Raw genomic sequence first — 23,801 nt, 5'->3', positions numbered from 1 at the left:
GTGTCGGGGCGGGCGCCGTGCGTGTCGCCCTCCGGCACGGCCGGAACCGACGAGGCCGTCGAGCGCGAGGCCGCCGACCGCAGCGCGGCGAGCACGAACCCGCAGCCGACTCCGACCGCGTAGACGAACGGCGGCAGGAGGAACCCCTGCCACACCGACGGCCGCACCACCGCACTGCCGGCCGTCAGCGCGACGAGGGCCGAGATCACGAGGAACACGGCGATCGCGGTGACCGCGCCGGTGATGCGGTGCGGCGTCTCCGCAGCCCTGGTGCCGGTGCGCACGCCCAGACCGGCGGTGAGCACGGAGAAGCCGAGCAGCGCGATCGTGAGCTGGAAGGGCGCCGCGGCTCCCGGCAGCCCGAGCGTCGCGACGGTCTGAGCGTCGAGCGCGACCGTCAGGTTGACGCCGTGGCCCACCAGCCAGATGTCCGCCGCCGCCCGCCAGACGACCAGCCAGTCCGCCCCGAGCTGGTACTGCACCGCCCACAGCAGCGTGAGCGGCACCAGGCAGACGCCCAGCCCGATGGCGGCGACGATGACCGCCTCCAACGCGGCGAGCAGGGCGACGGATGTGCGATTCATGACCGGATGGAGCCTACCCGGCCGCACCTCCCCCGTCCGGCCGACACTTCGCTGCTCAGGAGACGGTCATGATCGGCGTCTCCTCGTCGGCGCCCGCCGGGACCTGCACCACCGGCCGCTGCAGCAGCTCGAGCAGCGCGACGACCACGGCCGCGATGACGAGGGTCCAGACGATCAGCGACGTGGTGAGCGGCCGCACGAACAAGACGACGGCCGCCGCGATCACCGCGACGGCGGCGCGCAGCAGCGTCCGCTGGGCGTAGAGCCACTCCCCGACGCGGCCCGTCGTGATGCCGTGCCGCTCGGCCGCACCGCGCACCCAGGCGACGCCGTCGCCGAAGAAGCCGCGCAGCCTCCGCGGGACGCCGAAGGGGCCGGCGTACCACCCGACCAGCGCGACGACGATCGCCAGCACCAGCACGGCCACACCCGTCTCCCGCATCGCCGTCGTGACCGCGCTGTAGAACGTGTCGGCCACACTCGACGGCATGTACGCCGGAGAGACGGAGGCGGTGAAGAGCAGGCGCCCGATCCCGAGTCCTGCGACCACGACGACCATGGCGATGGCCAGGGCCACGGCCGCCCAGACGAGGGCGAGGGCACGTCGGCGAGCGACGATCACCCCGAGCGCGAGGAAGGCGATGGCGATCCACGGCAGCCAGGCGCCGGCCGCGACGGCGAGGCCGTAGAAGAGCTGTACGGTCGGGATGGAGCTGGACTGGGCGACCGTGATCGTGCGATCGATCGCGGGGATCTGGGCGGCGATCGTGAGCCCGCGGTCGACGAGCACCTGCTTCACCCGCTCGATGATCGGCCCGAGCTGCACGCCGATCGAGCCGTTGGAGCCGATCTCGACAGCGGCGTTCTGGTCGTTCTGCATCACCGCGACGAACTGCGTGTGCGTCGCCCGCAACGCCTCCTGCCAGACCTGTTCGAACGCATCGGAGGCGACGAACGACGAGACCGTCGACCGGATGAGCGACTGGATGCCCTGGGCGAGCGGAGCCTTCAGCGCTTCGAGCGCCTTCGTCGCGACCGGGCCCGTGCCCAGCTGGGTGATGCCGTCCACGACCTGGTCGGTGAGCTGCGGGATGTCGACGGAGTCCTCGATCGCGCCGACCGCCTGATCGGTGACGTAGGACTGCACACCCGGATCGTTCGCCAGCGGAGCGTACGCAGCGACGAAGGTGCTCGTGTCGGTCAGCTGGACCCGCGCCCACGACGCCACCACCGCCACCGGGGCCAGCACGGCGCCGATCACCAGGAGGACCACCGAGAGCAGCGTCCAGCCCCAGCCGCGCGACGTGCGGCGGACCGGGCGCTGGCCGGTCCCCGTGTCGACGCGGGGTATCTGCTCGGTGGGGCGGTTCTCCAGCTCCTCCCGCAGGCGGGCGTTCTCCGCCTCGAGGTCGGCCAGCCTCTGCAGCACATCGGTATCGGACGAGCGAGCCATGGCGCGCCCCCTTCCGGTCGCGGCCAGGGTAACGCGGGGAGGGCTCGGCGGGGCATACCCATCTGCGGACGAGCCGGGACGCGGAAGGCCGGGACCTTCCGGCCCCGGCCTCCCGATGTCGCGTGTCGCGTGTCGCGTGTCGCGGTGCGCTTACAGCGCCGCGTACACCTCGCGCAGCAGCGCGGCGGTCTCGGACGGGGTCTTGCCGACCTTCACGCCCGCGGCCTCCAGCGCCTCCTTCTTGGCCTGCGCGGTGCCCGCCGAGCCGGAGACGATGGCACCGGCGTGGCCCATGGTCTTGCCCTCGGGGGCGGTGAAGCCGGCGACGTAGCCGACGACCGGCTTCGTCACGTTGGCCTTGATGAAGTCGGCCGCGCGCTCCTCGGCGTCGCCGCCGATCTCGCCGATCATGACGATGGCCTTGGTCTCGGGGTCGGCCTCGAACGCGGCGAGCGCGTCGATGTGCGTGGTGCCGATGACCGGGTCGCCGCCGATGCCGATGGCGGTCGAGAAGCCGAGGTCGCGCAGCTCGTACATCATCTGGTAGGTCAGCGTGCCCGACTTCGACACGAGGCCGATCGGGCCCTTGCCGGTGATGGTCGCCGGGGTGATGCCGACGAGCGACTCACCCGGGGTGATGATGCCGGGGCAGTTCGGGCCGATGATCCGGGTCTTGCTGCCCTTCTCCTTGGCGTACGCCCACGCCTCGGCGGAGTCCTGCACCGGGATGCCCTCGGTGATGACGACGAGGAGCGGGATCTCGGCGTCGATCGCCTCGACCATCGCATCCTTCGCGAACGCCGGCGGCACGAAGATGATCGACACGTCGGCGCCGGTCTTCTCGATGGCCTCGACCACGGTGCCGAAGACGGGGAGCTCGACGTCGCCGTGGGTGACGGTCGTGCCGGCCTTGCGCGCGTTCACGCCGCCGACGACCTGGGTGCCGGCTTTCAGCATCAGCGCGGTGTGCTTGGTGCCCTCGCCGCCGGTGATGCCCTGGACGATGACCTTGGAGTCCTTGTTGAGGAAGATAGACATTCTGTTGTTCGTCCTTTACTCGGCGCTTACTTCGCGGCCAGCTCGGCGGCCTTGTCGGCGCCCTCGTCCATGGTGAGAGCGAGCGTCACCAGCGGGTGGTCCGCCTCGGTGAGGATGCGGCGCCCCTCGTCGACCTTGTTGCCGTCGAGACGGACCACCAGCGGCTTGTTGGCCTCGTCGCCCAGGATCTCGAGCGCCTTCACGATGCCGTTCGCGACCGCGTCGCAGGCGGTGATGCCGCCGAAGACGTTCACGAAGACGCTCTTCACCTGCGGGTCGTTGAGGATGACGTCCAGGCCCGCCGCCATGACCTCGGCGGACGCGCCGCCGCCGATGTCGAGGAAGTTCGCCGGCTTGACGCCGCTGTGCTTCTCACCCGCGTAGGAGACGACGTCGAGCGTCGACATGACGAGGCCCGCGCCGTTGCCGATGATGCCGACCTGCCCGTCGAGCTTGACGTAGTTGAGGTCGGCGGCCTTGGCCTTCGCCTCCAGCGGGTCGGCGGCGGCCTTGTCCTCGAGCGCCTCGTGCTCGGGGTGGCGGAACTCGGCGTTGTCGTCGAAGGTGACCTTGCCGTCGAGCGCGATGATGTCGCCCTCCTCGGTCAGGACCAGCGGGTTGACCTCGACCAGGGTCGCGTCCTCGCCCTTGTAGACGTCGTAGAGCTTGACGAAGACGTCGGCGACCTTGTCGACGAGCTCGTCGGGGAAGCCGGCCGCCTTCGCGATCTCGACGGCCTTGGCCGCGTCGATGCCGGTGGTGGGGTCGACCTCGATGCGGGCGAGCGCCTCCGGCTTCTCGACGGCGAGCTGCTCGATCTCCATGCCGCCCTCGACGCTCGTCAGCGAGAGGTAGGAGCGGTTGGCGCGGTCGAGGAGCACGGAGAAGTAGAACTCGCGGGCGATGCGGGCGCCCCCGGCGACCATGACGCGGCGCACGACGTGGCCCTTGATGTCGAGTCCCAGGATGGCCTTCGCGGCCTCCTCCGCCTCATCGGGCGACTTCGCGACCTTGACGCCGCCGGCCTTGCCCCGGCCGCCCGTCTTGACCTGCGCCTTGACGACGGTCACTCCGCCGAGCTTCTCGGCGGCCGCGCGCACCTCCTCGGGGGTGTCCGCGACGATGCCCGGCAGGACCGGGACTCCGTACTTCTCGAACAGGTCTCTGGCCTGGTACTCGTATAGATCCACGGTCATCCAATCCGCTGCTTGGTTCCGTCGCGCTCGTGGCGCTTCCGGCTGATTCTCCTGGCGGGCGACGCGAGAATAGCTCGACGCCGAGATAAATTCGCCACTGAGAACCTTACCGCGTCCCGCTGGACGGCCCGAATCTGTGGACCCCCGCGATCGTCCACCGCACCGGCCCTGCGGCGACTTCTCCACAGATCCGCCGCCCGCCGTCCGCGCCGCCCTCCGCCCGCCGAGGGTGGACCCATGATCAGTCGCATCTCACATCTCAGAACCATCGTGTCCCTGGCCGGCGCGGCCGTGCTGGTCGGCATCCTGAGCGGGCTCCTTCCCGCGAGCGGTGCCCGCGCGCTCGAAGGCGTCGGCCACGGGCCCGGCTACATGTCGACCGACGGGTGGTGGCTCGGCACGTACCGCCTCGACGACGGCGCCCAGGGCTTCTGCCTCAACGCCGGCAAGCCGAGTCCGACCGGCCACACGCTCGACTACGCCGACGGCGCAAGCCTCGGCTGGTACACGCCGGAGCAAGGGGCCCAGCTCGCCTACATCTCCCGCAACTGGGCGGGCACCGACGACCGGCTGACGGCGGCGGCCGGGCAGCTCGCGACCTGGCTGGTGGCCGGCCTGGGCGGTCATTCGCTCGAGAGCGTGGCGGCACGCGCGGGCGCCGATGCCGACGCGGCCATCGCCCGCGCGCACGAGATGAAAGCGGAGGCCGAGACGCGCGGATCGACGGGAGTGCACGCGGAGGCGCTGGTCGAGCTCGCCGAGACCGGCCCCGGCCGTGTGCGGGTCGAGCTGACCGTCGACCGGCTCTCCGGGGCCGAGGTGCTGCCGCCCGGTGCCCATGCGGCCACGGTGACCCTGACCGGAGCGACGTTCGAGGACGGATCCATCACCTCCGCCATCCCGACGGGAACCGACGTGGCGATCGTCCCGACGGGGTCGGACGCCAGCGTCTCGGTGACCGCGACGGCAGCACTGCAGGCCCTCCCCTATGGTGACGGCCTGCGCGTGGCCGTACCGCAGGACGACGCCCAGGCGCTGCTCGTGGCCGTCCCGGCCACCGCGACCGCCGCGGCCGGGGCGAGCGTGACCGGACCCTCTCCCCTCCCCTTCCAGCCGACCGTCACCACACGCACGAGTGCGACGACGGCTGAGCCGGGAGCGACCATCCTCGACCATCTGACGGTGGCCGTCGCCCCGGGCGAAGGCCTGCTCCCCACCTGGCCGGTGCGCAACGGCGAGGACGGGTTGGTGCCCGTGGAGGTCGTCGTCGAGAGCCGCCTGCTCGGCCCGTTCGAGACCCCGATCGAGCAGGCGCCTGCGGTGCCGGCGGACGCGCCGGAGGTGTGCACCGTCCGGACGGCCGTGGCCGGGACCGGCGACTACAGCACCCCCGAGTGCACCGTGCCGTCCCCCGGCTACTACGTGTGGGTCGAGCGGATCGATCCCGCGGCCCTGGCCCCGGGATCCGGGGGTGAGCGGGTGAGGGAGTGGCAGTCTCCGTTCGGGATCGCCGAGGAGGTGACGCACGTGGAGCCGCCGGCCGCGGCTCGCGTCGTGCCCGAGACGACGGCCACGGCCGCGCCGACCGCTCCTGCGGCGTCGGAGGCGCCGGCTGCCCCTGCGGCGGCGGCCGCGGTCGCCGGCGTGTCCACCGTGGAGCTGGCGGAGACGGGGTCCGACCTGCCGGCGACACCGGCGTGGCTGGCCCTGGGCGCGCTGGCGGGTGGTGGCACCCTCCTGCTCGCGGGTGGTCGGCGCCGGCGCAGCGCCTCCCACGCCCTGCGGACCTCCCGGGTGTCGCGGGCGCGGCTGTTCCGGACCCGCGGGGAGGCGGCGTGATGACGTGGCCTACGGGGCATTCGCAGGTGGTCCGGGCACGATGGGCGGGTGGAGACGACGCACGCGACCGCCCTCGAACAGCTCGCGGGCGAGGCGCTGCCGCTGGTGGGCGCCGGGCGGGCGCTGCTGCTGCAGATCGCGCACCCGGCGGTGGGCCGGGCGGTCGCCGAGCACAGCGACTTCCAGCATCGGGCGATGGACCGGCTGCACTCCACGTTGACCCTCGTCTATGCGTCGGTATTCGCGACGCCGGAGGAGCTCGCGGTGGTGCGGCGGGCGGTGAACCGTGCGCATGCGCCGGTGCGGGCGCGGGCGAACGAGGAAGGGCCGGCCTACAACGCGTTCGACCCGGAGTTGCAGCTGTGGGTCGCGGCGACGCTCTACGACACGATGGCGCAACTGCACGACCGGGTGTTCGGATCGCTTCCGCCATCGACGGCGGACGAGGTCTACAGCGCGGTGACGCGCTCCGGTCTCAACCTCCAGGTGCCGCCGGAGCTGTGGCCGCCCACCAGGGAGGCGTTCGCGGAGTACTGGCAGGCGATGGTCCCGCGGCTCCACGTCACCGAGTCGACCCGGCAGGTCGCCGCGCAGATCCTGTATCCGCGGGCCGTGCCGCTGTGGCTGCGAGCGTTTCTTCCGGATGTACGGCTGGTCACGGCGGGCCTGCTCCCCGGCACCGTGCGCCGGCAGTTCGGACTGCCGTGGGACGAGCGTCGCGCACGGAGGTTCGACCGGTGGATGCGGCGCCTGGCCGCCGTCTACCCGCGCGTGCCGCTTCCGCTGCGCCAGGCGCCGCGGGATGTGTACCTGCGGCGCCTGCGGCGGGCGGTGGCCGCGGAGGCGGCGGAGGCGGCGCGACGACCGGACGCGAACCGCGGTTCGGACAGCGTGCCCGGCTAGGGCGCCAGGCCGCGGGAGCGTTCGACCCAGCGTGCGAGCAGCACCAGCACGATGCCGATGCCCGCGCCGAGCAACGTCTCCAGCACGCGGTCCACGACCAGCTGGCCCAGCGGAGCTCCCGCCGAGAGGTAGGACACGGCGAGTGCCAGCGGGGTGATGAAGACGAGGGCCGCCCCGTAGTGCCGCCCCACCAGCACCTCCGCGAAGAACTGCGAGACGACGATCACGCCGATCACGAAGAGCGCGGGCGGGCTCCAGAACAGCAGCAGCGCGGTGACCGCGACACCCACGATCGTGCCGACGATGCGGTGCAGCGAGCGCGAGATCGAGTGCGCGGCACGCGCGGGCGGGATGACCGCGACGAGACTCACCACCGCCCAGTACGCGTGCCCGAGTCCCAGCGAGAGCGCGATGCCCCCGGCGATGAGCACGCCCACGACGTTCTGAGCGGCCGTCAGCCACACCCGGGGGTCTCGGACGGCCGAACGGTCGACCGCGGGGCGACGCCGCAGTTCCTTCAGCAGCGCCAAATGCGGGCGCGGGCCGGCCAGCCGGCGCAGCAGCCACCCGGACATGGTCAGCAGCCACGCGTACACGGCCACGACGACGGCCAGGCCGATCCGCGGCAGCGCGTCGGCGGCCGTGGTGGGCACCGCCGCGCAGACCAGCAGCGCGAACACGAAGAACAGCGTCTGCGGCGGCATCAGCTGGAAGGCGGTCGCGAGCACGGTCCCGGCGGCGACGATGAACACCAGCAGCAGCGCGGCGAGCCACAGCGGCTCGTGCAGCACGGCCAGCCACACGCCCAGCGAGATGCTGACCAGCAGAGCGATGCCGGCGACCGTGACGCTGCGCACGCGGAGGCGGTACGGCTCGTTGCGGCCGTAGAGCGCGGTCATGGCGCCGAAGCTCGCGTACGCCGCCAGGTCGAGGCGATCGGCCGCCAGCAGGATCAGCAGCGGGACGGCGACCGCCAGCGCGGCGCGCAGGCCGACTTCGACGCTCATCGAGGAGGGAGCGGACGCTCCCCCGGCTCCTCGCGCCCTCACAGCTTGTCGATGGGGGCGATCTTGATGAGGAGCTTCTTCGCGCCCACCTTCTCGAACTGCACGTGCGCGACGCGCTTGGCGCCCTCGCCGGTGACGGCCGTCACCCGGCCCTCACCGAAGTCGGTGTGCCGGATGCGGTCACCGGGAGCCAGCTCCAGGCCGCTGTTGTCCCGGACCTGCCCGGTCACCCGGTTGGGCCACTCCGCCTTCGGCCGTTCCGGCTTGGTGAAGCCGCCGGCCCGGAAGCTGTCGTTCCAGCGGCCGGAGTCGCCGGCGGCGAGACCGGGCCGCCTGGCGTTCAGCGCCCGCGACTGCGATCCGCCGCGGCCGTTGGCCGCGCCGGGCGACTGCCGCCAGTCGATGAGGTCTGCGGGGATCTCTTGCAGATAGCGGCTCGGCATCGCCACGGCGGTCTCGCCGAACTGCGCCCTGGTCATCGCGAGCGACAGGAACAGCCGCTTCTTCGCCCGCGTGATGCCCACGTAGAACAGCCGGCGCTCCTCCGCCGGTCCGCCCGGCTCGTTCGCCGACATGCGGTGCGGCAGCAGGTCCTCCTCCACACCGGTGAGGAAGACGGCGTCGTACTCCAGACCCTTCGCGGTGTGCAGCGTCATCAGCGAGACGGCTCCGCTCGAGTCGTCGATCTCATCCGCCGCGGCGACCAGCGACACCTCGGTCAGGAAGTCCACCAGCGTGCCGTCGGGGTTGTTGCGCGCGAACTCGCGCGTCACGGCGACGAGCTCGTCCACGTTCTCGGCGCGCGCCTCGTCCTGCGGGTCCCTGCTGTTGCGCAGCACCTCCAGCAGGCCGCTGCCGTCGAGGAGGAAGGTCAGCACATCCGGGACCGACGAGGCACCGGCCGGGTTCGCCGGATCGATCTTCGCGGCGGCCTCGTCGAGCAGGTTCGACAGCTGCAGGATCGCCGCGGTCACCTTCGGGCCGAGACCGAGCGAGCCCGCGTCGCGCATGGCGTCGCGGAAGCTGATCCCGTTGTCCTCCGCGTAGCTCGCGAGCTGCGTCTCCGTCGCCGGCCCGATGCCGCGCTTCGGGGTGTTCAGGATGCGCCGCAGCGCCAGGATGTCGTCCGGGTTGGCGACGCTGATCAGGTACGCCATCGCGTCCTTGATCTCGGCCCGCTCGTAGAACTTCGTGCCGCCCATCACCTTGTACGGCAGCGCGGAGCGGATGAAGATCTCCTCCAGCGCACGGGTCTGGGCGTTCGTCCGATAGAAGACGGCGATGTCCTTGTAGTCCATGCCGGCGGCGTGAAGCTTCTCGATCTCGTCGGCGACGAACTGCGCCTCGTCGTGACCGGAGTATCCGGTGTAGCCGATGATCTTCTCGCCGTCGCCGACCGCGGTCCAGAGCCGCTTGTCCTTGCGGTCGAAGTTGTTCGCGATGACCGCGTTGGCGGCGTTCAGGATGTTCTGGGTCGAGCGGTAGTTCTGCTCGAGCAGCACGACCTTCGCGCCGGGGAAATCGCGCTCGAACTCGACGATGTTGCGGATGTCGGCGCCGCGGAAGGCGTAGATGGACTGGTCGGAGTCGCCGACCACGGTGAGCGAGGCACCCGGGATGGCGCCGACGGCGTCGCGCATCCGCTCGACGTGCTGGCCCTGAGCCTCGAGCTCGTCGGCGATGGCCGGCGCGATCGGCATGGTCAGCTCGCGGATGAGGGCGTACTGCGCGTGGTTGGTGTCCTGGTACTCGTCCACCAGGATGTGCCGGAAGCGCCGCTGGTACAGCGCGGCGACCTTGGGGAAGGCACGGAACAGGTAGACCGTCTCGGCGATGAGGTCGTCGAAGTCGAAGGCGTTCGCCCGGCGCAGCGCCCGGGTGTACTGACGGAAGATCTCGAGGAACATCACCTCCTGCGGGTCGCTGAGGTTGGCGTTCCGCGCATGGGTCTCGAGATCGGTGAGCTCGTTCTTGAGCTTGGAGATGCGGTTGGCGGTCCCGGCGACCGTGAAGCCGAGCGTGTCCGCGTCGAGCTCCTTGATGATCCGCTTGAGGAGTGCGCGGGTGTCACCGGAGTCGTAGATGGTGAAGCTCGACGTCTTGCCGAGCGTCTCGGCCTCCCGTCGCAGGATGCGGACGCAGGACGAGTGGAACGTCGAGATCCACATGCCCTGGGCGCGGCCCCCGAGCAGCGCCTCCACGCGCTCGCGCATCTCGTTCGCCGCCTTGTTCGTGAACGTGATGGCGAGGATCTGGCTCGGCCAGGCCTCCCTGCTCTCGATGAGGCCGGCGATGCGCCGCGTCAGCACGCTGGTCTTGCCGGAGCCGGCGCCGGCGACGATCAGGAGGGCCGGGCCGCGGTACTCCGCCGCCTCGCGCTGCTGCGGGTTGAGCCCCGCGAACAGCCGGTCGTCGAGGCGGCGCCCGCCGCCGCGTCCGGCGGCGGAGTCGCTTCCGCCGCGGTCGTCGCCGCCGCGATCGCCCTCCCACCCGTCGAGGATGATCGGGACGGAGGAGGAGGGAGAGGAGGAGGTGGCGTCGGGGAGGCTCGTCATGTCTCCAGCGATTTTAGCCGCCCCCACTGTCATTGCGCCGGGTCAGCGGCCGTCGCGGACCGCCACGGCGAGATCGGGATGGTCGGCGAACACGCCGTCGACGCCCGAGTGCAGCAGGATCGAGTAGTAGCGGCGCCAGTGTCCCCAGGCCGCATCGCCTCCCTCGCCGCGGAAACGGTCGGGCATCAGCGCGTTCTCGGGCCGGAGCGTCCAGGTGTACACCGAGAGCCCGGCGGAATGCGCGAGATCGACCAGGTCAGAGGTCACCGAGCCGATGTCCCCGCCGTCGCCGTCATCCGCGAACAGCGCGACCGTCACCGAGCCGGAGGCCAGGATGCGGGAGGTCTCGACGCTGATCCCGTCGACCCGCTCGGCGGCGGACGCGGCGGAACCCAGCGCGTAGAGGCCGCGCAGGCTCAGGTCCGACTCGTACGACGCGGCTGCGGAGCCGTGCGCGGCGACCCGGTCGTATGGCGCGCCCGTGTCCTCCAGCAGGTAGACGCGCCGGCCGCGGAAGCCGCGGTCGTGCAGCAACTGCAACACCGTCGGCTCGAAGCTCTCCACCACGAGCCCGGGATGATCGGCCCAGCCGGCATCCGCCAGCTCGGCGGTGAACAGCTCGTCGAGCGGCAGTCCGGCCGCGGCGAAATGGGTGGCGTGCTTCAGCTCCGCCACGAGCCCGAGGGCGCGCCCCGCGGGCTCCGAGGCGGCGTCGATGAGCTGCAGCAGGTCGCGCAGGCGCAGGATCGGGTACTGACCGTCGAAGGTCGAGCTCGCCTGACGCAGGTGAGGCAGGCGCTCCCGCGCCCGCAGGGCGGACAGCTCGGCCCACGTGAAGTCCTCCGTGAACCAGCCGGTGAGCGGCGTGCCGTCGACCTCGCGCGTGGTCCGCCGGTCCGCGAACTCCGGATGGTCGGCGACGTCGGTGGTGCCGGAGATCTCGTTCTCGTGGCGGAGCACCAGCACGCCGTCCTTCGTGGCGACGATGTCCGGCTCGACGGCGTCGGCGCCGAGGGCGAATGCGAGCTCGTACGACGCCCTGATGTGCTCCGGCCGGTAGCCGGGCGCCCCGCGGTGACCGATCACCAGCGGGGTCGGACGGGCGCGCATGGTGCGATCCTAGCCCGCTCTCGGGGGCTGTCCCGGGTGGCGCAGCCGATGCCAGAATCGTGCCGTGCGCGCCTGGACCGAGCCGACCTCCCGCCTCCCGCTGCGCTGGGGCGGCTACCGGAGCAGGCTGGTCGCCGGGCTCGCGATGATCCTCGTCGGCAGCGGCTTCATCCTCATCACGACGGCGTACAGCCTCCCCTTCCTCCTGATCGGATCGATCATGCAGCCGGCCGGGTGGGCGGTGCTGCCGTCGACGATCGGGCGGCGGGTCGCCGTGGTGCTCCCGGTGCTGGGGTTCACGTGGCTGATGCTCGGCGGCTCTGGCTTCGCCTGGTGCTACGCCGTGCCGCTCGCGGCCTGGCTCCTGGTGCGGTTGCGCCCGCTGCCGAGCTACGCGGTGCTCGCCCTGCCGATCGCCGCGAGCCTCCTGCTGGTCCGGGTCGTGACGACGTACGAGCAGGGCTGGATCACCGTCGCGGTCGGCGTCGTCGTCGACGTCGCCGCCGCCTGGCTGGCCCGCTTCATCGCCATCCACCTGGATTCATGGCAAGCTGTCAGAACTCTCAGAAAAGCAACGGATAGATTGGACTGACCGAGACCCCGTCAGGCGGTCCCCGACAGAGCGAGGAACCCATGGCACTCACCAACCCGGCGTTCTCAACGAACCCGGCGTTCCAGAACGGCAAGGGCGCGGCCACCGCGACCGTCACCGCCGAGAACCTCGAGCAGATGTATGAGGCGCCGTCCGCGACGGCCGCCCAGACCGACCGGATGACGGTCGAGGATACGATCAACAAGACCGCGATCAGCTTCGCGGTGCTCGTCGCGGGCGCCGTGGTCGGCTGGCTCGTGCCGGTCCTCGCGCTGCCCGCCGCGATCGTCGGTTTCGTGCTCGCGCTCGTGAACATCTTCAAGAAGCAGCCGTCGCCGGCGCTCATCCTGAGCTACGCCGGAGCGCAGGGCATCTTCATCGGCGCCATCTCGATGGTGTTCGAGAGCCTCTACTCCGGCATCGTCCTGCAGGCCGTCATCGGCACGCTGGCGGTCGTCGGCGTCACGCTGGCGCTCTTCGCCTCGGGCAAGATCCGCGCGTCGGCGAAGGCGACCAAGGTCTTCCTGATCGCGATGTTCGGGTACCTGGCGTACTCGATCGTCAACGTCATCCTGGTCTGGACCGGCGTCACGAACAGCGCCTTCGGCCTGAGCGGCGACGTGAAGCTCTTCGGCATCCCGCTCGGCGTCATCATCGGCGTCCTGGTCGTCATCATGGGCGCCTACTCGCTCGTGCTCGACTTCGACTTCATCCAGCGCGGCGTCCGCAACCGCGCACCGCGCATCTACGGCTGGTCGGGCGCGTTCGGCGTCATGGTCACGGTGATCTGGCTGTACCTGGAGATCCTGCGCCTCCTCGCCATCAGCCGCGACTAGCGACAAGCCGCAGAGAACGACCGCACCGCCTCACGAGGAACGGGCCGGGAGCATCAGCTCCCGGCCCGTTCTTCGTGTCGGAGGGGCTTACTTTCCGATGGCCGCGCAGTCGAGGAGCGGCCCGCCGGTGATCTCCGTCGGGTTGACGGTCGGCGTCGCCGTCGCCTTCAGCGTCTTGATCGGGGTCTTGCCCGCGTCGAACAGGGCGTCGAACTCCACGGTCTGCCCCGGCGCCATCTGCTGCACCGCCTGGGCGACCGGGTACTTCCCATCGCTGCCGACCATCGGGGCCGCCTGCGGCACGGCGTCGATCGCGGTGCCGAGCACGGTGTAGCCGGGAGGGGCGTAGACCGAGGTCCCGATCTGCACGTTCCCCTGCGCCACGAGCACGCCGTTGCCGAGCACGTACTCCGGGAGCACGTCGGCGGCGTCCGCCGGCGCCGTGCTCAGCAGCGAGACGCGCGTCATGACGTAGCGGTGGCCGTCGGAGCAGATGTTCTGTCGCACGTTGAACTTCACCCGCAGGAAGTAGTCCATCTTCGAGGGCGTCTGGTCCATGAAGTAGGCGCCGAACCAGTCGGTGGTCTTCGTGCTGACCGGCGGCTCCGCGTAGAACGGCGTCAGCTTGATGAGCTTCTGCTCGGCCTTGTCGCCGGTCCACGCCTTCACGCGGCCCTCCTCGCCCGCCTTCATGAGGATCTCGAGCATCTTCTTCGGGTCGGCTCCCCCGCCGAGGATCTTGGTGAACGTGTTGATCGCGACGGCCTGCTGCACCTTGTCCACGGTCGCCGGGTCCGGGTAGAGGGCGTAGATGTCGATCAGGAGGAGTCGCGCCGCGTTCTCCGCGTTGAGCTGCAGACCGGGGAGGACGTCGACCGGCCCCGTCGCCTCCAGGAGCTTGCCGAGGGTGACGGTGTCCATCGCGAGGATCCCGTCGATGTCATCGCCCTTCGCCGTCTTCCACATCGCCTTCGCGACGTCGTAGGTGAGCGAGAAGCGCGGGGTGATCGTCAGGTCCTGCACCTGCTTGCCCAGGCCCTGCGGGTAGAGCTTCTTGATGTCTTCGGGGAGCGGGATGATGTAGTCGTCGAACCGCGGGAACTCCCGGCCCGACGCCGACGACTGCTTGACCAGGCTGATCTTGCCCTTGTCGAAGTTGAGCAGCGCCATCGACCCGGTCGTGCCGCCGTTCGCGAGCAGCTCGCCGCTGTTCTCGAAGATGATCAGGTAGTTGCGCGGCTTGTCGGAGCCCAGCGCCACCGGGAGGGCGTGCACGGCGGCCTTCGCCTGCTGCATCTGCTCGTCGACCTTGCCGAGCATGTCGCCGAGCTGGGTCGTGGCCGCCCGGACGGGACCGAACGTCGAACCCTCGTCGATCGAGGCGACCTGCTTGTTCGCCTCGGTCATCGCCGCTGCGGCCTTGTCCACGGTCGGGATGGCCTTCTCGAGGGGCTTCAGATCGAGCGCGCCGTCGACGGGCTTGAGATTGGAGGGCGAGACCGTGCCGAGGACGCCGACGAGCGGCTTGATGGACTTCGCGACGACGTCGTCGGTCGAGCCGGCGAGGATGCGGACGGCGGAGAGGTTCGGCCCGAGGACGGGCACCAGCTCGGCGACGCGCCAGATCGGATCGCTCGTGTTCGCGCGTGCGGCGGCCGTCTTCGGCTCCAGCTTCGCCAGCGTCTTCTTCGCGCCGGTCACATCCTGTGCGACGACCTGGGACTTGAGGGTGTTCACGAGCGGGAGGGCCGACTCCAGCTCGTTCTTGGCCGCGATCCCCCGCGCGCCGATCCAGATGGCGGCGAAGACGCAGACCGCCAGGGCGATCACCACTCCCATCGTCCAGCGGAAGCGGCGGCTGCGGGTCCGCCGGGCATGCGAGATCGAGACTCGCGTCGCGGAGGCGGAATCGGGCATTCCACTATTACAGCAGAGCGAGGTTGAGCGCCCGGTGAGGACGCGGGCTCCCGGACGGGCCGTGTCCCGCGAACGGGGGACGCCCTGAAAGGCCTCTCACCACAGCCCCCGGGCGCTCGGAGGCAGCACTGGGAGTGTTCTGATAATTTGGCACGGTGGGGCGAGCATGGCACGCCCCATCGTCGCGTCAGCGCCGCTCGCGCGCTCCGTTGCGAAGTTCGAGCGAGCGAACCGGGGATCATGAGTTCACAGACCAAACGCGCCGTCATCGTCGGACAGGGATACGTCGGGCTTCCCGTCGCCATGCGCGCCGTCGACGCGGGCTACCAGGTGGTCGGCCTCGACGTCGACGACCGCCGCATCGACGGCCTCCGCAACGGCGAGTCCTACGTCGACGACATCACCTCCGAGACGCTGGGCGCCGCGCTGCAGTCGGGCCGGTACGTGCCGAGCAAGGACTACGCCGACGCCGCCGGGTTCGACGTGGCCGTCATCACGGTGCCGACGCCGCTCAGCGAGGGCATCCCCGACCTGACCTTTATCGAGGAGTCGGCGAAGTCGCTGTCGGCGCATCTCACGCGGGGCGCGACCGTCATCCTGGAGTCGACGACCTACCCGGGCACGACCGAGGAGCTCCTCATCCCGCTGCTCGAGCAGGGCTCCGGTCTGACCGCCGGCGAGGACTTCTTCGTCGGCTACAGCCCCGAGCGCATCGACCCAGGCAACAAGACGTGGAACTTCGCGAACACCCCGAAGGTGGTCTCGGGCATCGACGCCGCCTCGCTGGAGCGCGTCCAGGCCTTCTACGACGACCTGGTCGAGCGGACGGTTCCCGTGAGCGGCACGAAGGAGGCCGAGCTCACCAAGCTGCTCGAGAACACCTTCCGCCACGTCAACATCGCCCTCGTGAACGAGCTGGCGATCTTCGGCCACCAGCTCGGCGTCGACGTGTGGGAGTCGATCGAGGCGGCGTCGTCGAAGCCGTTCGGCTACATGAAGTTCACGCCGGGCCCCGGCGTTGGCGGCCACTGCCTCCCGGTCGACCCCAGCTACCTGTCCTGGCAGGTGCGCCGCAAGCTCGGCCAGTCCTTCCGGTTCGTCGAGCTCGCCAACGACATCAACGACCACATGCCTGACTACGTCGCCCAGCGCCTGATGGTGCTGCTGAATCGCGCCGGCAAGGCCCTCAACGGGTCGCGCATCGTGCTCGTGGGCCTGTCGTACAAGCGGAACACGGGCGACATCCGCGAGTCGCCGTCGCTGCGGCTGATCGACGTGCTCCGCGAGCTCGGCGCCGTGATCGTCGGCGTCGACGACCGCGTGGAGCCGCACCGCTGGCCCGCCGGCGTCGAGCGCGCCCCGTACTCCGCCGAGACCATCGCGTCGGCCGATGCGGTCGTGCTCGTGACGGACCACGAGGAGTTCGACCTGGACCTGCTGGCCCAGTCCCCCGTCCCTGTGCTCGACACCAAGAACCGCGTGACCGGGCCGACGATCGAGCGGCTGTGACCAGCACGGAGGCGCCCCGCGGTTCCGGCTGGGGCGCACTGACGCTCGCGTGGCGGCGCGACCCCTGGCTGACGGCGATCCTCGTCTGGATCGTCATCGCGCTGGTGTACGTGACGCTGATCCCGGTCGGCAACAACGTGGTCCTGTACCCGATCCTCCTGTCGTTCGCCGTGATCGCCGGGGTGAACGTGGTCCGGCATCGCATCCGGCCCGACCGCTCCCTCCTGCTTCCGGCGGCGCTGTGGGTCGCCTTCCTGGCCCTGGGCATCATCACCGGGATCGTGCGCGACGCGGACTCCTGGGGCCGGACGCTGGTCTTCTTCCTGCTCTGGCCGGCCGTCTTCAGTGTGGTGGTGCTCGGGTTCGACCGCAGGGTCGTCCGCACGATCCTCGTCACCGGCGCCTGGCTGTCGGTGTTCATCGGCGCGCTCCTCTTCGTCCAGGCCCTGGCGGCCGGCGGGGTGCTCCCGTTCCGCCGGCTCCCCGCGTGGATCGAGCACCCCCTGCACATGGCCGGATCCAGCAGCGGAGGCGTCGTCGCGCTCACGGCGACCACCATCCCGCCGCTGCTCTGGTGGGGCGGCATCTGGATCGCGTCGATGTTCGTCTCCGCGAAGGACGCGTACCTCCCGCCCGTGTGGCTCCGGACGCTCGCCGCGGCGCTGATCATCATCGGCGCGGTCGCCTCGTGGCGTCGCGGCGTGGTGCTCGTGCTGATCGCGACGCCGGTGATCGCGGTCATCGCCCTGTTCGCGCTGACGGTCCGCAACCGTCCGCAGACCGACGCGGTGCGGTTCACCTGGCGCGCGCTGCTGCGCCTGCTCGTCGTCCTCGTCATCGCCGCGGCCGGCGCGTTCGCCTGCCAGCCGCAGATCATCTCGATGCTCGGGGCGGTCGCGCACTCCACCGGCTCCGTGGTCTCGAAGGACCCGACGGGCCTCACCACGGACGAGCTCGAGGATCCCGGACGCCTCACCAATGAGGAGACCGACTCGCTCGCCGACAAGATCCGGACGAACGAGAGCCAGGTCCTGCTGAGCCCCGACTCTCCGGCCGACTGGGTGGTCGGCCGCGGTTTCGGCGCGACCATCGACCGCGGGTCGATCGAGCGCGAGATCCGGCCGTGGCAGACGGAGCTGCAGTACCACGCGCTCTTCTACTGGACCGGCATCGTGGGGCTGCTGCTCGTGGCCGCGGTGTTCGTGACCGCGTTCCTCGCGGTCCGCAAGGCGTTCGGCGTGGCCGGGCCGCTCCGCGGCGCGCTGTTCGTGAGCTCCGTCGGAGCCCTGTGCGTCCTCGCGGCGAACGCGAGCAATCCGTATCTCCAGGCGCCCGGCCACATGTGGCCGGTGTTCCTGCCGCTGATGGTCGCCAGCGCGGTGTTCACGGCGCGGCGGCAGGAGGCGGCGGGCACCTCGCCGTCACCGGCGGAGCCCCTGCCCGCCCCGGCGGAGAGCCGGTGACCGGAGCGAGCGGGGTGACGGCGTCGGGGGCCCCGCGCGGGCGCGGCCTCCTCCTGCTGAGCACCGCCTCCAGCGCCCTGTTCTCGCTGGCCGCGCAGCTGCTCGGCCTGGTGTCCCTGCCGCCGTCGTCGTTCGGCCTGTTCTCGCTGCAGTACCTGGTCTTCGCGCTCGGGACCTCGGTGTGCCTCTCGACGGTCAGCGAACCGTGGCTGCGCACCGAGCTCGGCCGCGGGCACCGCTCCCCCTGGCCGGACTACGCCGCCGCCCTGCTGTATCTGAGCGCGCTCACCGTGCTCGCGACGCTCGTTCTGTCCCTGATCGTCCCGGGCCTCGCGCCGGTCGCGATCACGGGCGCGCTGGCCGCCGGCGCGAACGTGTACCGGTCCGGCACCCGCTACCACCAGGTCCGCACCGGCCAGTGGAGGCTGGCGCTGGTCGCCGACATCGTCGGCGTCTCCCTCACGGTGCTGGTGTGGCTGGCGCTGACGTTCACCCCCCTCGACGCGCTCGAGACGCTGTCGTGGGCGTGGCTGGCCGGCGGTCTCGGCGCCGCCGCGGTCGCCGCCCGCCCCTACCTGCGCGGCCCGGCCGCCGCGATCGGCTGGGTTCGCCTCCACCGGGAGCACATCTCGCCGCTGCTGCGCGACTCCATCCTGATGGACGTCGGCTCGATCGCGACGCCGTTCGCGGTCGCACCCGTGCTCGGCCTCGCTGACTTCGGCGTCTACCGCGCCGTCTCGAACGTCGCCGCGCCGGTGCGCCTGGTGCTGAACCCGCTGCGCCCGGTGCTCGCCGGCGCCAGCCTGGCGGCGTTCCGCTCGCTCGCCCGCATCGCTCTCGTCGTCGGCCTGTCCGTCGGTTTCGGCGCCGCGGCCGCCGTCGCCCTGCTCATCATCGGGTCGCTGCACATCGAGTTGGGCTCCCTCACCGCCCTCGCCGACTACGCGGTCCCGACGGGGCTGTTCGTGGCCTCCAACTTCCTCACACTCTTCTACTACATGCTGGCGCGCGCCCACCTGTCCGGCCGCGCTCTGCTGGTCGGCCGCATCTTCCAGACCGTCCTCGCCATCGCCTGCCCCATCGCGGGCGCGCTGCTCGGACAGCTGACCGGCGCGATCTGGTTCTACGCGGTCGGGACGGCGCTCAGCGGCGTCGTGTGGCTGTGGGTCGTGCTGCGCGCACGCTCAGAGGTCGCCGGACCGGTCGACATCGAGGACGAACCGCTGCCATGAGGCGCTCCACGCGCTGAAGCTGTAGTGCTCCTCGACCGCCGCGCGGGCGGCGGCACCGCGTCGCGCTCGCTCGGCGGCGCTCTCGCGAGCCAGGCCGACGAGCCCGTCCCGCCACTCGCCGGCCGTCCGGGCCGCGACGCCCTGCGCACGGTCCAGCACGCGGGCGTTCTCGCCCACCGGGCTCGCGACGGACGGCAGACCGGCCGCCGAGTACTGCAGCAGCTTGTACGCGCACTTGCCGCGCGACCACAGGTCGTCGGTGAGCGGCATGATGCCGAAGTCGGCGCGCAGGAGGTCGGCGGCGTACGTCGACGGACCCCACGCCACGCGGTCCACCATCGCGTCGAGGTCGCCGAGCGGCGCCTCCCCCGCGCTGATCACCACGAGCCGCAGCCCGGTCGCGGCGTGCGCGGCCAGCAGCGGCTCCGCGACGTCGGCCAGATACTTCTCGGTGCTCGGAGACCCCAGCCAGACGGCCGTCGGCGTCTCGCCATCGACGTGCTCCTTCACCGGGTAGCGGTCGGGCTCGACGCAGCTCGGGACGATCACGACCTCGCGGGCGTGGCGCCGCGCCTCCTCGGCCAGGAATTCGTTGCCCGCCACGACGACGTCCGCCGCCTCGACGCTGCGCCGCCAGATGCGCCGCTTCGACCAGAGGCGCTCGGTCGCGGACAGCGGGCTGTGCATCAGGGCGTCGTCGAAGTCGTAGACGCCGTGCGCGGCGTTGCGCAGCATCCGCGCCTCCACGCCGCCGTTGCTGAACGGCCCAGCCTGGCGCGAGAGCAGCAGCGGCCCGTCGGTGCGGCGCGCCTCCGACCGGAGGCGCAGCTCGGCGGAGGGGATGCGCGCGGCGTTCCGCGCCAGCACCCCGAGTCCGTTGGAGGACAGCCCCAGGTAGCTGGAGCCGTCGGCGTCGAGGCCCAGGTGGTCGATCCAGTCGAAGACGCGCACCCGGGCGCTGCCGGCCCCGCGGCCGTAGCTCGTCGCGTACCGGAGCGCGGTCACGAGACCCGCTCCTCGATCGGCTCCTCGTCGGGATCGGCAATGCCCCGCCCATGGACGCTCCAGCGGCTGACGAGCGTGATGGCGGCCGCGAAGACGATGAGCGACAGCACCAGGGTGCTTCCGATCCTGGTCACGAACGGTGCGAGGAAGACCGTCGTCATGCAGACCGCGGAGATCCAGTACATCGTCTGCGAGCGGAACCGGCGGATGAACAGCCAGCCGAACAGCGCGCCGAGAAGCACCGTGCCGACCAGCACGCCCGGGAGGCGGAAGTCGCGGTAGAACGGCTCCAGCCAGGTGTACACGTTGGTCGGGACCCCGGTGTCGATGAAGGGGCTGATCGGGTCCACATGCGGTATCCCCGGGATGACCTTCAGCACGCTTCCGAAGGTGCTCGCCCCCCAGGTCTGCGGGTCCCAGTCGCCGACGACGAACACGCCGCGCACACGCTCCGGCGGCCACTCGTGGTTGTCGGAGTCCGCGAGCTGAAGGAACGCCATCGTCCCCGCCGTGTAGTACTGGAAGGGCGAGGTCAGGCCCGAGCGGGCGAGAGCGGGTGCCACGACACCGCTGCGCAGCGACTCCTGCCCGGTCTTGTTGAGCGCTCCGCCCAGTCCCTGGAACACCAGGAGGGCGCCGACCCCGAGCACCGCGACCCCGCCGATGATCTGCACGGCCCGCGGCAGGCGCGACCACAGCCGCGTCACGCCACGCGCGCGGTCGCCGCGCTCGGCGCCGCGTGCCGGCCACTGCTGCGAGACGAGGACCGCGACCCAGAGCAGGACCGCGATGACGATGTTCGTCCGCTGCAGCAGAGCCAGCATCGAAGCGCAGAGGGCGAGCGCCCCGACCACCCGGACGGCGATCGGGAACGGCCGATCGATTCCCGGCCGGTGGACGAGCAGCACGAACAGAAGAGGCCCGAGGTAGAGCAGGACGCGCGCGGGCAGCGGCACCGTCTCGAGGTACGACGCTCCGTGCGCACCGCGGATCGCTGCCGGGTGCAGCAGCAGCGTCGTGATCCCGAACCGCAGATGCACCGACACGAGGTAGGCGACGAACCCTGCGCAGTACAGCGCCAGTGCCACGTAGAACACCGGCCGGGTCGCCGCGAACGTCGTCTCCTGCACGCGCCAGGCACCCCAGCGCGGCAGTGACGGCCGCTCCCGGCGGCGCGCGAGGAGGATCGCGATCGCGCCGGCCCCGACGTCGAAGGCGGCGATGCCCGTCGCGAGCGTCAGCCAGGCCCCCGCGGTGGCGGGCTTGTACGCGATGAGGTTGGTCGCGATGAGCGCGAGCGCGCCCGCCCAGACCACGTTGTGGCAGAGCACGAGCACGAACACCGTGCGGGCGTAGCGGTGCACGAGCAGGCTGAGCACGACGAGCATCCCGAGCAGGAGCAGGCACCAGACGAGATTCGGCATCATGCGCGCGGCCCCTTCCGGTCGAGCAGTCCCCGGTAGAACGCCTCCTGTGCGGCCCACACGACCGGGCGGTCGAAGCGCGCCCGCGCGCGCTCGTGGGCCGCCCGGCCGTAGCCGCGGCGCCGCTCGGGGTCGGCGATGAGGGCAGCGATGGCGTCGGCCAGCGCCTCCGCATCGCGGACGGGGACGATCAGCCCGGTCTCGCCGTCGATCACGGAGTCGACGGCGCCCGTGGCGTCGGTCGTGACCGTCGGCACGGAGGCGGCGGCGGCCTCCAGCACGACGTTCGGGAAGCCTTCGCGGAAGGTCGGCAGGCAGAGCAGGTCCATCAGCGCGTAGTAGCGCTCCGGGTCGGTGACGAAGCCGGTGCGCGCCATGCGCATCCCCGGGACGTCGAGGAAGGCGGCGCCCGCCTCGTTCTCGCCCGACCCGACGAGCAGCAGCTGCGCGGCCACCCCGCGGCCCTGGAGCAGGCGGAGGGCCTCCTCCAGCACCCCGACGCCCTTGTCCTCGGTGAGGCGGCCGACGAAGCCGATGACCGGGAGGCCGGCGTCGAGTCCGAGCTGCTCGCGCAGCTGCTCCTTCGCCGTCGCATCGTCGGGGAGCGCGCGCTCGACCGCGTCGACGTCGACGCCGTTGGACGAGCCGTCACCAAGGACGATGAAGCGCTCCGGACGGCCCAGGCGCAGCTCAACCGCGCGCGCGGCCAGGCTGCGGCTGACGGCGACCGTCGTGACCGCACTCGCCACGCTGAGCCGCTCCAGCACGGTGAGGATGCGGCGTCCGAGGCCCTGCGCCGTCTCGAGCCGGAGCCCGCGCAGCAGGTATACCCGGCCCTTCACGCGCGTCAGTCGCGCCGCCAGCGTGCCGAGCAGGCCCGCCTTGGGCGTCCCGGCGCTGACGACGTCCGGCCGGAGCCGGCGCAGCAGCCGCAGCCACGCGAACAGCGAGCGGAGGTCGGCCAGCGGTGAGGGGTCCCTCCGCATCGGGAGGGCGTGCGCCGTGACGTGCGGGGTCCCGTCGAGTGCCGCCAGCGCCGCACCCGGCGAGCAGACGACGTGCACGTCCCAGCCCCGAGAGGCCAGGAACGCCGGGAACCCGGCCATCAGCCGCAGCGAGAGGTCGACGGTCACCCCGAGGACGATCGTCGGCCGGTGCGCCGGCGCACCCCCGGGCGTCATCCGTCTCGCCGCTCGCGGTACCAGTCGATGGTGCGCGTCAGCGCCGTCGCGAAGTCGGTCGGCTGCACCTCGGGGAACAGCTCGCGGATGCGGACGCCGTCCGACTGGGAGGCGCGCACGTCGCCGACCCGCGGCTCCACGTGCTCGACGGCCAGCTCGACGCCGAGGTGCTCCTGCATCAGCTCGACCACGCGCAGCAGCGGGGTGCTCGTGCCGAAGGCGAGGTTCACCGGGTGCGTGTCCGAGATCTGCCGCTCCACGGCGGACATCAGCGCCGCACACACGGTCTCCACGTAGGTGAAGTCGCGCGACTGGAGGCCGTCGCCGTGCACGATCAGCGGCTTGCCGTCGAGCGCCGCCTCCACGAACTTCGGGATGACCGCGGCATACACGTGGTCGGCCGCCTGCCGGGGGCCGAAGACGTTGAAGAACCGGAACGCCAGCGTCTTCATGCCGTACGAGTGGTTGTAGGCGATCGTGTAGCCCTCGGTGGCGTGCTTGCTGACCGCGTACGGGCTCATCGGCCGGGTCCAGTCGAACTCCGACTTCGGCAGCTTCGTGTTGCTGCCGTACACCGAGCTCGACGAGGCGACGACGACGTGCGGCACCCCGGCGAGGCGCGAGGCCTCCAGCACGTGGAGGGTGCCGGTCGCGTTGGCGTGGTGCGACGGGATCGGCGCGGCGACCGAGCGCGGCACGCTGCCGAGCGCCGCCAGGTGGACCACCGAGTCGACGCCCTCCACCACCGACGACAGCAGGTCGAAGTCCAGGATGCTGCCCTCGGTGAACTCGACGTTCGTGTCCTCGAGGTTCGCCAGGCTGCCCGTGCTGAGGTCGTCGAGCACCCGTACCTCGGCCTCCGGGTGGACGGCGTTGACGTGGCGGACGAGGTTGGAGCCGATGAAGCCGGCTCCTCCGGTGATCAGGATTCTCATGGGTCTCTCAGGTCGGACGGCG

General features: G+C 71.3%; 19 protein-coding genes. 7 read left to right on the top strand and 12 right to left on the bottom strand.

Annotated features, from left to right (window positions below; all coding sequences use genetic code 11):
• The 4 genes from ACR9ZG_RS03755 to sucC form a co-directional block, all read right to left on the bottom strand.
• The coding region (locus ACR9ZG_RS03755; protein ID WP_481283481.1) for a cell division protein PerM at nucleotides 1-584 on the bottom strand (584 nt) is incomplete at its 3' end.
• A 55-nt stretch (nucleotides 585-639) separates the two neighbouring features.
• A complete protein-coding gene (locus tag ACR9ZG_RS03750; RefSeq protein WP_481283480.1) occupies nucleotides 640-2,037 on the bottom strand; it encodes a hypothetical protein in 1,398 nt (465 codons plus the stop codon).
• 150 nt (nucleotides 2,038-2,187) lie between these two features.
• Nucleotides 2,188-3,075, bottom strand: coding sequence for a succinate--CoA ligase subunit alpha (sucD, locus tag ACR9ZG_RS03745; RefSeq protein ID WP_481283479.1), 888 nt, complete (start codon nucleotides 3,073-3,075; stop codon nucleotides 2,188-2,190).
• Nucleotides 3,076-3,101: 26 nt separating this feature from the next.
• On the bottom strand, nucleotides 3,102-4,265 hold the full coding sequence (gene sucC, locus ACR9ZG_RS03740; RefSeq protein ID WP_481283485.1) for an ADP-forming succinate--CoA ligase subunit beta: 1,164 nt from the start codon (nucleotides 4,263-4,265) through the stop codon (nucleotides 3,102-3,104).
• A 243-nt stretch (nucleotides 4,266-4,508) separates the two neighbouring features.
• On the opposite strand from sucC, the gene ACR9ZG_RS03735 reads away from it, so the two are divergent.
• Both ACR9ZG_RS03735 and ACR9ZG_RS03730 read left to right on the top strand, forming a co-directional pair.
• Entirely contained in the window at nucleotides 4,509-6,110 is a 1,602-nt protein-coding gene (locus ACR9ZG_RS03735) for a hypothetical protein (RefSeq protein WP_481283478.1), read from the top strand.
• Nucleotides 6,111-6,158: 48 nt separating this feature from the next.
• The gene (locus ACR9ZG_RS03730; protein WP_481283477.1) at nucleotides 6,159-7,013 is read left to right on the top strand and encodes an oxygenase MpaB family protein; all 855 of its coding nucleotides are present in this window, start codon (nucleotides 6,159-6,161) and stop codon (nucleotides 7,011-7,013) included.
• Here the strand turns inward: ACR9ZG_RS03730 and ACR9ZG_RS03725 are convergent.
• From ACR9ZG_RS03725 to ACR9ZG_RS03715, 3 genes are read right to left on the bottom strand one after another with little or no spacing between them, the layout of a single operon-like run.
• Complete coding sequence (locus ACR9ZG_RS03725) at nucleotides 7,010-8,020, bottom strand: FUSC family protein (protein WP_481283476.1); 1,011 nt, start codon at nucleotides 8,018-8,020, stop codon at nucleotides 7,010-7,012. The genes ACR9ZG_RS03730 and ACR9ZG_RS03725 overlap by 4 nt on opposite strands.
• 38 nt (nucleotides 8,021-8,058) lie before the next feature.
• A complete protein-coding gene (locus ACR9ZG_RS03720; protein WP_481283475.1) occupies nucleotides 8,059-10,575 on the bottom strand; it encodes an ATP-dependent helicase in 2,517 nt (838 codons plus the stop codon).
• 42 nt (nucleotides 10,576-10,617) lie between these two features.
• The gene (locus ACR9ZG_RS03715; RefSeq protein WP_481283474.1) at nucleotides 10,618-11,685 is read right to left on the bottom strand and encodes a glycerophosphodiester phosphodiesterase family protein; all 1,068 of its coding nucleotides are present in this window, start codon (nucleotides 11,683-11,685) and stop codon (nucleotides 10,618-10,620) included.
• A 64-nt stretch (nucleotides 11,686-11,749) separates the two neighbouring features.
• Between ACR9ZG_RS03715 and ACR9ZG_RS03710 the strand changes: the two genes are divergently transcribed.
• Nucleotides 11,750-12,277: a hypothetical protein gene (locus tag ACR9ZG_RS03710; RefSeq protein WP_481283473.1), complete on the top strand. Its 528-nt coding sequence runs from the start codon at nucleotides 11,750-11,752 to the stop codon at nucleotides 12,275-12,277.
• Between the two features lie 41 nt (nucleotides 12,278-12,318).
• Complete coding sequence (locus ACR9ZG_RS03705; RefSeq protein WP_481283472.1) at nucleotides 12,319-13,113, top strand: Bax inhibitor-1/YccA family protein; 795 nt, start codon at nucleotides 12,319-12,321, stop codon at nucleotides 13,111-13,113.
• Nucleotides 13,114-13,200: 87 nt separating this feature from the next.
• On the opposite strand, the gene ACR9ZG_RS03700 is transcribed toward ACR9ZG_RS03705, so the two are convergent.
• On the bottom strand, nucleotides 13,201-15,030 hold the full coding sequence (locus tag ACR9ZG_RS03700; protein ID WP_481283471.1) for a DUF4012 domain-containing protein: 1,830 nt from the start codon (nucleotides 15,028-15,030) through the stop codon (nucleotides 13,201-13,203).
• Nucleotides 15,031-15,270: 240 nt separating this feature from the next.
• On the opposite strand from ACR9ZG_RS03700, the gene ACR9ZG_RS03695 reads away from it, so the two are divergent.
• The 3 genes from ACR9ZG_RS03695 to ACR9ZG_RS03685 are packed head-to-tail and all read left to right on the top strand — an operon-like array spanning nucleotide 15,271 to nucleotide 19,234.
• Nucleotides 15,271-16,539, top strand: a complete 1,269-nt coding sequence (locus tag ACR9ZG_RS03695) for a nucleotide sugar dehydrogenase (protein ID WP_481283470.1) — start codon at nucleotides 15,271-15,273, stop codon at nucleotides 16,537-16,539.
• Complete coding sequence (locus tag ACR9ZG_RS03690; protein WP_481283469.1) at nucleotides 16,536-18,002, top strand: hypothetical protein; 1,467 nt, start codon at nucleotides 16,536-16,538, stop codon at nucleotides 18,000-18,002. Before ACR9ZG_RS03695 ends, ACR9ZG_RS03690 begins: the two co-directional genes overlap by 4 nt.
• Nucleotides 17,999-19,234 (top strand): hypothetical protein, encoded by a 1,236-nt coding sequence (locus tag ACR9ZG_RS03685; protein WP_481283468.1) that lies wholly within the window; start codon nucleotides 17,999-18,001, stop codon nucleotides 19,232-19,234. The genes ACR9ZG_RS03690 and ACR9ZG_RS03685 overlap by 4 nt, the downstream gene beginning before the upstream one ends.
• Here ACR9ZG_RS03685 and ACR9ZG_RS03680 read toward each other — a convergent pair.
• The 4 genes from ACR9ZG_RS03680 to ACR9ZG_RS03665 are packed head-to-tail and all read right to left on the bottom strand — an operon-like array spanning nucleotide 19,187 to nucleotide 23,779.
• A complete protein-coding gene (locus ACR9ZG_RS03680; protein ID WP_481283467.1) occupies nucleotides 19,187-20,239 on the bottom strand; it encodes a glycosyltransferase family protein in 1,053 nt (350 codons plus the stop codon). The two genes, ACR9ZG_RS03685 and ACR9ZG_RS03680, sit on opposite strands and share 48 nt — an antisense overlap.
• On the bottom strand, nucleotides 20,236-21,666 hold the full coding sequence (locus ACR9ZG_RS03675; RefSeq protein WP_481283466.1) for an O-antigen polymerase: 1,431 nt from the start codon (nucleotides 21,664-21,666) through the stop codon (nucleotides 20,236-20,238). The genes ACR9ZG_RS03680 and ACR9ZG_RS03675 overlap by 4 nt, the downstream gene beginning before the upstream one ends.
• On the bottom strand, nucleotides 21,663-22,796 hold the full coding sequence (locus ACR9ZG_RS03670; RefSeq protein ID WP_481283465.1) for a glycosyltransferase: 1,134 nt from the start codon (nucleotides 22,794-22,796) through the stop codon (nucleotides 21,663-21,665). The genes ACR9ZG_RS03675 and ACR9ZG_RS03670 overlap by 4 nt, the downstream gene beginning before the upstream one ends.
• Before the next feature lie 44 nt (nucleotides 22,797-22,840).
• On the bottom strand, nucleotides 22,841-23,779 hold the full coding sequence (locus tag ACR9ZG_RS03665; RefSeq protein ID WP_481283464.1) for an NAD-dependent epimerase/dehydratase family protein: 939 nt from the start codon (nucleotides 23,777-23,779) through the stop codon (nucleotides 22,841-22,843).
• Between the last annotated feature and the right edge of the window lie 22 nt (nucleotides 23,780-23,801).

Source organism: Leifsonia sp. KNZ12-8B (assembly GCF_056755495.1).
The sequence above is the reverse complement of the archived record's forward strand: the minus strand, read 5'-3'. Positions and strand labels throughout refer to the sequence as shown.